Here is an 11,902-nt window from a genome sequence, read left to right as displayed (position 1 = left end):
CGTGAATTATTTCTGCCCCATTGTGTGTTTCGATCCCACTAAGCGCTATCGACTAACATAACTTTTTCCAAAATAAAACTAATACAAAAAGTCAATTACTATATACCAGACTGGCTCAACTCATTAGTTGAAATTCACTAAACTTAGCAAAATTAGGTGTGTTTGAACTACCACTAAAGGTAAAAAGCATAAGTCCTTTTGCTTGGCCGTTTAATGTCTTCGCAGATCCAATGACTTGCCAAGAGCGTTTTTGATTACATCCCAAGAATGCAGTGATAGTACCATCATTTTTTTCTATCTTAACTGACGCTGTCTTGCCTTCAAATGTGCGAAGTTGTTTGATCTCTGGTTGACCATTTTGCTCGACAACAAAGACCAGTGAGCGCTCGCCCATAAACATCTCTTTACTAATTTTAATGTAGTTATCGTTGTCCCAGTATATCCCCAGCCCTGCTTGCTCAAATGGCAGGTCTGGACTTAGGCTAATGGTGACTTCAGCGCTGTAATTGGGCTTAGAAATAGGGTGGATAAATAGATTATCGACATCGCCTGAGCCAGCCCCAAAAATGTTGCCCTGTTGGACTTGCATAGACAGCACACCGTTGTCCAAAGACCAGTGGTTCGGATTCTCATTTTGAATGTGCCAGTCATTTAGGTTATTCATTGTAGGTTCCTTATTATTAGATCATGCGCTGACGAAGCTGGTAAAAGATATCTTCGAGGTTGCCAAGGTTCTGCTGTTTAATGCGTTTAAGCTGTTGTTGTACCGTGTCATACATTAGCTGATTGTCCATATCATTCAATGTTGCGTAGTAGCTTGTTCGCCGGCCTAAAATAAAGTTGTTTTGGTCGTTTTCACTCATCATCATAAATTGATCAATGGTACGCAAGAAAGCCTCTTTATCATGTGGAAGCTGACCATTGAGCTCCATTAATAAATTGATGCCATGATAGTTACCGTAGTTCCCAGTGATACTGTCTAATTTGCTGATCAGTTGGTATTGCTCTTCAAGCATTTCGCGTTCAGTCAGTGGTGTGAACTGGCCGCTTTGCACCATATCATCCAACTCTGTACCGGGCTTCACAGCTAAAGATAAGATACGGATTTCCTCTGGGTTGATCTGATTGAGAAGCAGCGCCGTTTCGTTAACATGTTGCTCTGATAGCTCTTTACCACCAAGACCGAGAATGATGAACGTCATCATTTTCATTCCAGCCTGCTTGGCATATTGCGCTGATTTTAATATTGATTTTGGTGTAATACCTTTTTTCATCAATTTTAGAACATCCAGCGAACCTGACTCCATACCGCAATAGAGCATATTTAGCCCCGCCTCACAGATCGCTTTCATTTCAGCTGGCGATTTTTTGGTCATGGTCTGTGCTCGGCCGTATGAGCTTATCTGTTTTAGCTCTGGGAACGCTTCTTTTAGGGTGCGAAGAACGTCGAGTAAATCTTCTGTTTCCATAGCGAAAGAGTCGCCATCTTGTAAGAAACAGCTGTCAAATTTACGATTCTTATAGAACGCCTTTGCAGCCCAGATATCACGTTTGATCTCTTCGACAGGACGAATAGAGAACTCCATTCCTTCAAATAGGGTACAGAACTTACATTTATTCCACGGGCACCCTTGTGTGGTTCTGATAAGCAAACTGTCTGCTTCTGATGGTGGGCGTATTGGGCCCTGTTGAAAATGTATCTGTGACATGGCTATTTATCCAATGAATTGAAATTGATTTGGCCATCCTACGGCAAATTTTACACGGTAAAAACGCGGTATTATTTGAATTATTATCAAAAACAAATAGATAAACACCGTGCACATCACCACACAACGCGATCTAATTCCCTCTTTATGGTCAGACTTAAAAATCAATTCTCAAGCTAAATTTGATAATAAATCAATTTCTAGACTGTTTTTACTTTGCAATAATCACCGTAATATACACCCAAACCAACAACGCAGCACACCATCAGCTGCTTCAACTCCATACAAAGGAACACACTATGACTAAGCTAACTATCGTTGCAAACATCGTGGCCAATGAAGACAAAATCGAACTGGTAAAAGCAGAGCTGTTGAAATTAATCGACGTCACTCGTGCCGAAGACGGTTGCATCAACTATGACCTCCACCAAGACAACGAAAAACCAGCACACTTCACTTTCTACGAAAACTGGGTATCACGTGAACTTTGGCAAGCACATATGGGTAATCAACACCTTGCCGATTATATGGCAGCAGCTGAAGGCTGTGTGGCTAGCTTCGTTGTAAACGAAATGACCCAAATCGCTTAAGCCAACTTTGTATACCCCCTTATTTGAGTCAATGGCTTTAAAAGTTTTTTGCTCAAATACACTTGTTTTCATCTACGTATTTTCTTGGTTTACATATCATGATCACAGACCTTTGGTTTTATGTTGCAGCGATACCTGCCGTTTTTTTCTATGGCATGGGCAAGGGAGGGGTCGGCGGTATTTTGGGGATGCTATCGGTACCTTTGATGGCGATGAGCGTATCGCCAGTTCAAGCCGCTGCGATTTTATTACCATTATTGTGTGGTATGGATTTAATGGCGCTGTTTTACCACCGCAAGAACTGCAATTACGTCGAGCTAAAAAGTATGATGCCCTTCGCTATTTTGGGGGTGATGAGTGCTGCTTATTTTATGGGTAGTCTGTCAACATCTGTAGTTGAACTTATCATTGGGGGGCTGGCTTTGGTCTTTTTAACACAAAAGTTTCTGCTAAAGCAGGTTCAATTTAGCCACCCGATAAAGGGCTATGCCTTAAGTATGTTGTCTGGGTTTTCCAGTACAATTGCCCATGCCGGTGGTCCGCCTGCAAGCATGCATCTACTGCCAAAAAATCTGCCGAAAGAACAATTAATCGGCACCAGCGTAGTATTTTTCACGGTGCTTAATTTTATTAAGTTGATCCCATACAGCTATATGGGGCTGCTCGATATGCAAAACTTGATGACCTCGTTAGTTTTGGTGCCGATTGCGTTTTTAGGGGTTAGAGCCGGTGTGTGGATGGTGAATATCATCTCTCAAGAGTTGATTTACAAGATAAGTTATAGCGTTCTGTTTCTTACGGGAACAAAGATGCTCTATTCCGGCCTCACGGCACTTTAAATGCGATTTTAAAACCTCTTTTTCTTTTATCATAAGGTCACGTTATGTCTAACATTATCAATCTCGGGATTACCGATTTATCTTTTCATCGCGTTACTGCATCGATAGTTAGCCATGTCTTAACTGATATGGGTTTTCAGGTGGAACGTGTCTACGCACCACATCAAGAAAATTTCCAAAATCTAAAAGTGGGCCGTATCGACATGCTCTCTTCTGCCTGGTTACCTTCAAGCCACGGTATCTATAAATCCGATGTTGAAACGGTAGAGCCTTTGTTAGAGTTAGGTTTGCACTATAAACCGTACGCTCTATGGGGGGTGCCCGATTATGTACCTGAGGAGGTTGTTTCACAAATCAGTGACCTATTAAAACCAGAAGTCGTTAAGCGCACCAACAAACACATTCAAGGTATTAACCCAGGTGCTGGCATTACCCGATTCTCTATTGAAATGATGGACCAATATGGATTAAGCGATGTGGGTTATCATTTTCACTCTGGTTCAGAAGAGGATTGCTTTGGTGCCTACGAACGTGCGGTTGAAAATAATGAGTGGGTTATTGTGCCATTGTGGAAACCACAGTTCTTGCACCACCTATTTACTATCCGTGAATTAAAAGAGCCCAAAGGATTATTGGGTAGCGTTGATCGCGCCATATTATTACTTCGACAAGAAAGATCAATCGTATTTACCCCAGCACAGTTGGCACAGCTAGATCAATTGCGCTTTTCAAATGAAATCATCGCAGAATTGGATTACAAGGTTTGCCGTGCGGGATTAGCGGTTGATGATGTGACTCGTGAGTGGTTGGACAACCATCAGTAGTTAAGACCATCACCGCTTTACTGAGGGCTGGCAATTTCCACGCCCTCACAACCTCAACAGTTAACCCAATAGAATCCCTTTGTCCTTCATTTGGATTAGAATCTGTTCGGTCTTTTCTCTAAGCATATCCCTTAATAGGCGGACGGTTGGGGTAATAGATTGTCGGCTTGGGCATATTAACCAAAGCTCAGTGGAAGTCGGTTTATAGTCTGCCATTACATTGACCACTTTCCCTGTTAGCAAGTCATCGGCCATATCGAGGCAAGACTTGATTGCTACCCCTTTCCCCGCCACACACCAGCGCCGAACAAGATCGCCATCATTAGATGCTCTGTTACCTTTCAGTTTTACCTTAATGTCCTCTTTTCCATCATTAAACAACCACTCATTTTGCAAAATATCATGTAACTGGTAAAACAGGGCATTATGTTCAAGCAGATCATCTGGCTCGGATGGAGTACCGTATTTTGCTAAATACTCCGGGCTGGCGCACAACAGCCTTGGCACATCACAAATTTTAAAACCGTACATACTCGCATCGGTTGGTGAGCCATAGCGCAGCGCCATATCAACAGAATCTCGATAAAAATCGATGTTGCTGTCACTGATACCGGAGCGAAGTGAAACGTCTGGGTAGTCCAACAAAAATTCATCAAGCCAAGGTGTGACCACATTTCGGCCCAAATCAGACGAAAGGGCGATGCGGATCTCTCCATCAATAATCCCTAGCTCTTCACGCATGTTCATTTTGGCTTTTTCAAGCATCTTCAACGCCTCTTCACACTGAGGCAAATAACGCTCGCCGGCAGAAGATAAGCGTAAATGACGAGTCGTTCGTACAAATAATTCAACCCCTAATGATGCCTCAACACGTTTCACCGCCGCACTTGCCGTTGCCGTGCGCATATCCAGATTTGTCGCAGCAGCAGTGATGCTGCGAAACTCTGCGACTTTTAAAATGACCTGAAAATCCTCTAAGAGCATAACCGTTACCTTTTAATCAGTGTGTTAACAAAATCTGAAAATGACTATCCCTTTATATCGCACCACATGAAATATTAAAAGATTATTATCAAATTTTAATTGGTAATTATTCAATTGACGGGCTGTTTTTCATTGGTAATGTTCGCACTATTATACCTCCATACCAACAACGCAGTGCGCTAAGCACGGCACTAACTCAGAACGAAGGAAACTCCTATGACTACATTAACGATTGTTGCAAACATCAAAGCCAATGACGACAAAATTGAACTTGTGAAAGCTGAGCTACTAAAACTTATCGAGATAACTCGTGCTGAAGAAGGTTGCATCAACTATGACCTTCATCAAGACAACGACAACCCAGCGCATTTTACTTTTTATGAAAACTGGGTATCACGTGAACTTTGGCAAGCTCATATGGGCAACCAGCACCTTGCTGACTACATGACAGCAACCGAAGGCTCTGTCGCAAGTTTCACTGTCAACGAAATGACCAAGATCGCTTAGTTAAAAATTAACGTATTTAAACATTCAATTATCAAAATAGATTTGAAAGTATTTACAATATAAGTCAGTAATTGAGTGTAGTACCTGTACTACATTTAGTGAGTAACTCAATATGACATGACGAGTTGCCCTATCACTAAAACATTAAAGACATCAAAATTACCGACGATTTCGGTATCAAATTTAAAAGGAACATCCCATGACTACATTAACGATTGTTGCAAACATCAAAGCTAATGACGACAAAATTGAACTGGTGAAAGCCGAGCTACTAAAGCTTATCGACATTACTCGCGCTGAAGAAGGTTGCATCAACTATGACCTTCATCAAGACAACGAAAACCCAGCGCATTTTACTTTTTATGAAAACTGGGTATCACGTGAACTTTGGCAGGCTCATATGGGCAACCAGCACCTTGCGGACTACATGACAGCAACGGAAGGCTCTGTCGCAAGCTTCACAGTCAACGAAATGACTAAGATCGCGTAACGACAACATAAAACAAGCTTGTTATAGCACTATGCCCTGACTAAAACGGTTAGGGCATCAAAGAACACCAATGAGGCTCGACATGAAAAATATCAAAATCTTACTAACACTTGCGACTGCGATGATAGTTAACACAGCGCAAGCGGCTGATATCGAAGTGGTTGCCAAGCTTGATGGCACACGACCAGGGAACATTACAGTAACGAAGCAGGGGCGTACTTTCCTTTCTATGCAACCCCTTGATGCACCTGAACTTCGTGTTGTTGAATTGATGAAGGATGGCTCAACCAAAGCATTTCCAACCCAAGACTGGGCAGATGGTCCAGATAAAGGTGAGGTTGGTTTGGCTTCAGTAATCGGTATTGATAGTACCGATGATGGTGTTGTGTGGGTGTTAGATATGGGCAGTGAAACTTCGCCTTCGCAAATTGTTGCATGGGATACCGTCAACGATAAGCTATTTAAACGCATTGAAATTGGAAAAGACGTACAGGTCGGTAACTCTTTTTTACAGGATTTTGCATTAGATACACTGCGTAACCAGATGTACATTGCCGATACGAGTTTAGGTAATCTGTATGGCGAAGCTGCGCCTGCCTTTGTTGTTGTAGATTTAAATACAGGTAAATCTCGCCGCGTTTTGCAATCAAATAAAGCACTGCTTTCACCTGAGCATGAGGTTGTGATTGATAGTTCTCGTATGGCGACAAAGCGTGAAGATGGTAGCGTTGATGCGCTTTATCTTGGTGTGAATCCAATCACTATTGATGCAAATAATGAATGGCTATATTTTGGTACAGTCAATGGTAGTGCTATCTACCGTATTCCTGCCGCTGCTCTTGCTAACACAGCGCTTAGTGAAGATGCATTGGCCGAGCAGATTGAATTTTTCAGTGAAAAACGTCCAAGTGATGGCATGATTATCGCAGATAACGGTGATATCTATGTCGGTGATATTGAGAAAAATGCTGTTGGTGTGGTGAATAAAGACGGCTACAAAATCTTTGCACAAGATGACAAGTTATTGTCATGGGCAGATGGTTTCTCTATCCAGGGTGATTACTTGTACGTCACTCAAAACTCTCTTCACTTCCACCCTGCTTTTAACGAAGGTGAAGAAGGTTCTAGAAAGCCATATCATGTCTTGCGAATCAAATTAGATTAAGGCGACAGTAGATAGATACGTAAATATCAAGCGTATGTATTTCATCAATGCATACGCTTTTTTATTAAGTGTAAATCGGCATCTATCAATTTATTTTTGATAATTATTCAAAAATTAGGCTGTTTTTGATTACTCTAGAGCCTTGTATTATCAATCTATCAGCAACGATAAGAGCGAAAGAACAATGAATAAAAAAATCACAATGGGTGTAACAGATTTATCATTCCATCGCACGACAGCTTCATTGGTTAGCAATGTATTGAAGACCATGGGCTTCGAAGTTGAGCGAATCTTTTCCCCTCATCAGGAAAATTTTGAAAAACTGAAAGCTGGTGAAATCGATATGCTCTCTTCTGCTTGGTTACCATCGAGCCATGGTATCTATAAGTCGGACGTTGAAAAAGTTGAGCCATTAATCGAGCTTGGACTTCATTACGAACCTTACGCACTGTGGGGTGTGCCGGATTACGTACCTGAAGAGATGGTCGCTGAAGTGGCGGATTTATTGAAGCCTGAAGTCGTCGAGCAAATGAGACCTAAAATTCAAGGTATTAATCCAGGAGCTGGAATCACTCGCTTCTCTATCCAGATGATGGAAGAGTACGGTTTAAGTAAAGCAGGCTATGAGTTTTTTACAGGCAGTGAAGACGACTGTTTTAGTGCTTTTGAAGATGCCGTCGCAAATAAAGAGTGGGTCATTGTGCCGCTATGGAAACCGCAATTTCTTCACTATCGTTATGATATTCGCGAGCTTATAGAGCCGAAAGGGCTGCTTGGAATTGTAGACCGAGCTGTACTGTTACTGAGAGATGATAAGAAAAATCTATTTACTGATGAACAGCTTAAAACCTTAGATTCATTACGTTTCTCCAACGATATTATTGCCGAGCTTGATTATAAAGTGTGCCGAGAGGGTAAACCGCAAGATGAAGTGACGTATGAATGGTTAGCTGCACAAGGTGTTATCTAACTAGGTTAACAGGTAAGTATCTCAACACTACCCGGTCGAGCAGTGTGATTATCAAAAATATATTGAATGTAATTAAAAGATTAGGCGGTTTATCTAGGGTAAAAAATCTCTATGATGAAGGTGTCCAATCAAAGGAGAAACAACATGCCAGCACCAACAACAATGAAAGCAATTGGTTTTACTCAATCACTAGCAATTACAGAGCAAGACAGCTTATTCGAGTTTGAAACAAGCCTGCCAGAGCTAAAAGACAATGACCTGCTGGTAAAAGTGAGTGCGACCTCGATTAACCCAGCAGATGCAAAAATACGTATCCGCAACGCACAAGATAAAACCCTAGAGCAGCCAAAAGTATTGGGCTATGACGCGGTGGGTGAAGTGGTTGCTAAAGGTGGCAATGTTTCAGGCTTCGAAATTGGTGACCGTGTTTATTACGCAGGTGATGTGACACGTATGGGTGCGAATGCTGAGTACCAAGCGGTCGATTACCGAATTACAGCTCACGCCCCAAAAAGCCTTTCTGACGAATCAGCAGCCGTTATGCCTCTCGCTACATTGACAGGTTGGGAAGCCTTGTTTGATCGCCTACGCGTTCGTCCAGAAGAGAAGAAATCTATTCTGATCATTGGTGGCGCAGGTGGTGTTGGTTCGATTACGGTTCAACTGGCGAAACAGCTTACTAACCTAACAGTGATTGCGACTGCTTCAAGACCAGAGACCGAGCAGTGGGTAAGAGATATGGGCGCTGACCATGTTGTGAATCACCGCAATCTGGTGGAGTCGGTACGTGAGCAAGGCATTCAGCATGTGGACTACATCTTCAACGTTGCAGATACCAAAGGCCATTGGGATGCAATGGTCGAGTTGATTGCTCCGCAAGGCATGATCAGTTCAATTGTAGAATTTGATGGTGGTGTTGATCTATCAAAACTACAAGGCAAATCAGCTGGATTCATCTGGGAACTGATGTTCACTCGCTCACTGTTTAACACTGACGATCTTCAGAAGCAGCAAGATATCCTATTCCAAGCTGCGAACTTGATTGATGCTGGCCGCATTAAGTCTACACTCACCACCACATTGAATGGTTTTAGTGTTGAGACGTTAAAAGACGCACACCAACGCATTGAAAGCAGCGCATCAATTGGCAAAACTGCGATTAAATACTAATTCAGACTTATAAAAACGGGATTTTTGATGAAACTGTATATCTACGAGCATTGTCCATTTTGTGCCCGTGTTGCTTATGTTGCTAATGCACTGAAGCTTAACGTTGAATACCAAGTTGTAGATTATGCTGATGCGCAAACTCTGATTGATTTAATCGGTCAAAAAATGGTGCCAGTTTTGGAGAAAGCGGATGGCAGAAAGCATGGATATCATTACTTACTTCATCGATCAAGCTGGTATTGATGCGGTAGCCGCACCATCAGAAGAGACGTTGGTATTTCAGCGTGAGGCATTCCCTTTGATTCAAAGAATTGGCTACCCTCGCTGGACGAAACTGAATCTAAAAGAGTTCGCGACTGAAGCAAGTGTTACTGCATGGCAAGCGAAGAAAGAGACAGAAGAGCTGAACTTTGTTCGCCTGTTAGAAAGCACAGAGCAGATTGTTGCAGATGTAAACGCACAGTTGCTTAACGCTGAAGCGTTGATCCAACCGAATGCGGGTAAATCACCACTGCCTCTGGTTGATCAGGCTATCTACTTCTCGCTACTGCGCGGCTTCTTTGTTGAGCCCACCGTTACTTGGCCGCAAGAGCTCAAGTTATGGCTGGAAACAAACAGTAATGAGCTAAGGTGCTAGTATACTAACTTTCTAGACTGGTTGGACGAAAGCGTATTAATTAGGCCCGAGTTATCAAGATGGTAGCTCGTTTTTTTTATTAATATAACCAGTCAAACTTAAAAATAGTAAAACCTGTGATTCCTTTTTACTCATTACTATTCCTCTTCCCCTAGAAGTAACCTCAAGGCAGGTTGGAAATCTTTACGACGTGATTTTCCATACCTGTAGTTATTCATTTATTTCTAATTTAGCAAAATCGCTGACTCATTTATGTCCAATTGTGTGTTTCACACTTAGAACTCACGATTGGAACTCACGATTGTGAAATCAATCATTCATTGATGATTGTTTATTTCATAATAACTTGATGAAAATGGATCGAAGGCTGGTTTTGCAAAGAACTCAGCCATAAACCGCTCAACCTGCAGTATCATTGTCTAGTTACGAACATGAACTTCACCGGATCTGCAATTGGCCGCCGGAACAAGCCTGATTCCGGCGCCCTTAGAGTTAAATCACATATTTTCCTCAGCAAATTCCGCTAGACGAGAGCGAACAACACCATTGAGATATATGTTGGCACTACCTTCGTAGTTCTTAAACTTCTCAATGACATAGGTGAGGCCAGAGGTAACAGGAGACAGATAATTACTATCAATTTGTGAAAGGTTACCGGATATAACAAGCTTGGTACCCTCACCACAACGAGTGATGATGGTTTTGAGTTGTGCTGCAGTTAAGTTTTGTGCCTCATCGACAAGAACGAATGCATGCTGAATCGAACGGCCACGCATAAAGTTTAAAGATTTGAACTGAATGTTCGCCTTATCAACAATATACTGGAGACTTTCATTTGGTAGAGCGTCCCCCTTATGCAAGCTTTCCATCGTGTCAGTTACCGCACCTAACCAAGGCAACATCTTCTCTTCTTCTGTACCTGGCAAGAAACCAATGGACTCTGCAATCTCTGGGGTTGATCGGGTTACGATCACCTTATCCACGATCCCTCGCTCGACCGACTGATCCAAAGCACTGGCTAGGGCTAAGTAGGTTTTCCCCGATCCTGCAGGGCCATTTAAGATAACTAGATCAATTTTAGGGTCGAGAAGTGCATGGAGAGCTATCCCTTGATAGACGTTTTTTGCATGGACCCCCCAAGCATTCTTGTGCAATAACCTTTCCTTACCGAGATCTAGTAATCGATAATGATCGCCATCCCTCCCGACAACCCTAGCAGCAAAGTCTGAATCTTCATCTAACAAATACTGGTTAACGTATAAATCACCTAACTGCTGGCACGGAATATCATGGTAAGTTCGACCATACTCTACAACTGTTTTTACATCTGTAATTTGCTGCCAGAAGTCACCATCAAAGCGCTGATAACCTTTTGATAATAGTTCTATGTCTTCAACTATTTTATCTTTTCGATAGTCTTCTACATGTTTCAAGCCAGCACTTCTGGCTTTAATGCGCATATTTATATCTTTCGTTACCAACACAACTTCTTGTGATTCATGCATTCGCTGTAGACACAAGGCACTATTGATAATGAAATTATCTGGACTATCTAAAGGCATCCAATCGGAGCCTGTTCTTCCGTTTAGTTCTATATAATCTGCAAATATAGATAGAGTTCCATCAGGGCTTGGTCCTTTATGTTCAATCAAAATCCCAGCTTGCACATCCTCAGGGCTTGCACCGTCAACTAAATGCTCAATGGTTTTAATTACAACACGGGCATCCCGCGCTACGTCTTTTTTGCTGTCCTTTATACGATCTAATTCTTCAAGCACAGTCATTGGAATAACAATACGGTGCTCTTCAAATGCATAAACTGCCATTGGGTCATGTAGCAACACATTAGTGTCAAGTACGTAGACTCGCTTCACATCATCACTTAAAACTTTACTCATGCAGCCACCTTCTCAGCTTGAAGACAATCATAAGACTCATTAACAGCCTTAAATCCACAGCCCTCTTTTTGCTTCAAGGTCTGAACGAATTTGGTAGATTTTTCGAACTTGACACCCGT

General features: G+C 42.1%; 12 protein-coding genes and 1 pseudogene. 9 read left to right on the top strand and 4 right to left on the bottom strand.

What is annotated here, in order from left to right:
• Nucleotides 1–115 precede the first annotated feature (115 nt).
• Together AB4384_RS19270 and AB4384_RS19265 are read right to left on the bottom strand one after the other, a co-directional pair.
• Nucleotides 116–664, bottom strand: coding sequence for a DUF1349 domain-containing protein (locus tag AB4384_RS19270; RefSeq protein WP_102322253.1), 549 nt, complete (start codon nt 662–664; stop codon nt 116–118).
• Nucleotides 665–680: 16 nt separating this feature from the next.
• Entirely contained in the window at nt 681–1,709 is a 1,029-nt protein-coding gene (locus tag AB4384_RS19265; protein ID WP_102322252.1) for a radical SAM protein, read from the bottom strand.
• Between the two features lie 299 nt (nt 1,710–2,008).
• Here AB4384_RS19265 and AB4384_RS19260 point away from each other — a divergent pair, with 299 nt between their 5' ends.
• From AB4384_RS19260 to AB4384_RS19250, 3 genes are all read left to right on the top strand, one after another.
• Nucleotides 2,009–2,299, top strand: coding sequence for a putative quinol monooxygenase (locus AB4384_RS19260; RefSeq protein WP_102322251.1), 291 nt, complete (start codon nt 2,009–2,011; stop codon nt 2,297–2,299).
• 98 nt (nt 2,300–2,397) lie between these two features.
• Entirely contained in the window at nt 2,398–3,138 is a 741-nt protein-coding gene (locus tag AB4384_RS19255; protein WP_055026565.1) for a sulfite exporter TauE/SafE family protein, read from the top strand.
• A gap of 44 nt (nt 3,139–3,182) precedes the next feature.
• Entirely contained in the window at nt 3,183–3,962 is a 780-nt protein-coding gene (locus AB4384_RS19250) for a glycine betaine ABC transporter substrate-binding protein (RefSeq protein ID WP_102322250.1), read from the top strand.
• Between the two features lie 60 nt (nt 3,963–4,022).
• Here the strand turns inward: AB4384_RS19250 and AB4384_RS19245 are convergent, their stop codons facing one another.
• Nucleotides 4,023–4,946, bottom strand: coding sequence for a LysR family transcriptional regulator (locus AB4384_RS19245; protein WP_102380584.1), 924 nt, complete (start codon nt 4,944–4,946; stop codon nt 4,023–4,025).
• Between the two features lie 216 nt (nt 4,947–5,162).
• Between AB4384_RS19245 and AB4384_RS19240 the strand changes: the two genes are divergently transcribed.
• From AB4384_RS19240 to grxB, 6 genes and pseudogenes are all read left to right on the top strand, one after another.
• The gene (locus AB4384_RS19240) at nt 5,163–5,453 is read left to right on the top strand and encodes a putative quinol monooxygenase (RefSeq protein WP_102322248.1); all 291 of its coding nucleotides are present in this window, start codon (nt 5,163–5,165) and stop codon (nt 5,451–5,453) included.
• Nucleotides 5,454–5,652: 199 nt separating this feature from the next.
• Entirely contained in the window at nt 5,653–5,943 is a 291-nt protein-coding gene (locus tag AB4384_RS19235) for a putative quinol monooxygenase (RefSeq protein WP_055026561.1), read from the top strand.
• A gap of 82 nt (nt 5,944–6,025) precedes the next feature.
• A complete protein-coding gene (locus AB4384_RS19230; protein ID WP_102322247.1) occupies nt 6,026–7,108 on the top strand; it encodes an L-dopachrome tautomerase-related protein in 1,083 nt (360 codons plus the stop codon).
• A 202-nt stretch (nt 7,109–7,310) separates the two neighbouring features.
• Entirely contained in the window at nt 7,311–8,078 is a 768-nt protein-coding gene (locus AB4384_RS19225; RefSeq protein WP_102281786.1) for a glycine betaine ABC transporter substrate-binding protein, read from the top strand.
• Between the two features lie 144 nt (nt 8,079–8,222).
• Nucleotides 8,223–9,248, top strand: coding sequence for a zinc-binding alcohol dehydrogenase family protein (locus tag AB4384_RS19220; protein WP_102322246.1), 1,026 nt, complete (start codon nt 8,223–8,225; stop codon nt 9,246–9,248).
• A gap of 27 nt (nt 9,249–9,275) precedes the next feature.
• A pseudogene (grxB, locus tag AB4384_RS19215) lies at nt 9,276–9,885 on the top strand (glutaredoxin 2).
• A gap of 497 nt (nt 9,886–10,382) precedes the next feature.
• Here the strand turns inward: grxB and AB4384_RS19210 are convergent.
• Nucleotides 10,383–11,783 carry a PhoH family protein gene (locus AB4384_RS19210; RefSeq protein WP_017068799.1) on the bottom strand — a complete coding sequence of 467 codons (1,401 nt, stop codon included), beginning with the start codon at nt 11,781–11,783 and terminating at the stop codon, nt 10,383–10,385.
• Between the last annotated feature and the right edge of the window lie 119 nt (nt 11,784–11,902).

It is taken from the genome of Vibrio sp. 10N.261.51.A4 (assembly GCF_041471945.1).
GTDB lineage: Bacteria > Pseudomonadota > Gammaproteobacteria > Enterobacterales > Vibrionaceae > Vibrio > Vibrio crassostreae_C.
The sequence above is the reverse complement of the archived record's forward strand: the minus strand, read 5'-3'. Positions and strand labels throughout refer to the sequence as shown.

Coding starts and splice junctions, on each gene's coding strand:
- AB4384_RS19270 (WP_102322253.1), bottom strand. CDS start 664: ATGAATAACCTAAATGACTGGCACATTCAAAATGAGAATCCGAACCAC.
- AB4384_RS19265 (WP_102322252.1), bottom strand. CDS start 1,709: ATGTCACAGATACATTTTCAACAGGGCCCAATACGCCCACCATCAGAA.
- AB4384_RS19260 (WP_102322251.1), top strand. CDS start 2,009: ATGACTAAGCTAACTATCGTTGCAAACATCGTGGCCAATGAAGACAAA.
- AB4384_RS19255 (WP_055026565.1), top strand. CDS start 2,398: ATGATCACAGACCTTTGGTTTTATGTTGCAGCGATACCTGCCGTTTTT.
- AB4384_RS19250 (WP_102322250.1), top strand. CDS start 3,183: ATGTCTAACATTATCAATCTCGGGATTACCGATTTATCTTTTCATCGC.
- AB4384_RS19245 (WP_102380584.1), bottom strand. CDS start 4,946: ATGCTCTTAGAGGATTTTCAGGTCATTTTAAAAGTCGCAGAGTTTCGC.
- AB4384_RS19240 (WP_102322248.1), top strand. CDS start 5,163: ATGACTACATTAACGATTGTTGCAAACATCAAAGCCAATGACGACAAA.
- AB4384_RS19235 (WP_055026561.1), top strand. CDS start 5,653: ATGACTACATTAACGATTGTTGCAAACATCAAAGCTAATGACGACAAA.
- AB4384_RS19230 (WP_102322247.1), top strand. CDS start 6,026: ATGAAAAATATCAAAATCTTACTAACACTTGCGACTGCGATGATAGTT.
- AB4384_RS19225 (WP_102281786.1), top strand. CDS start 7,311: ATGGGTGTAACAGATTTATCATTCCATCGCACGACAGCTTCATTGGTT.
- AB4384_RS19220 (WP_102322246.1), top strand. CDS start 8,223: ATGCCAGCACCAACAACAATGAAAGCAATTGGTTTTACTCAATCACTA.
- AB4384_RS19210 (WP_017068799.1), bottom strand. CDS start 11,783: ATGAGTAAAGTTTTAAGTGATGATGTGAAGCGAGTCTACGTACTTGAC.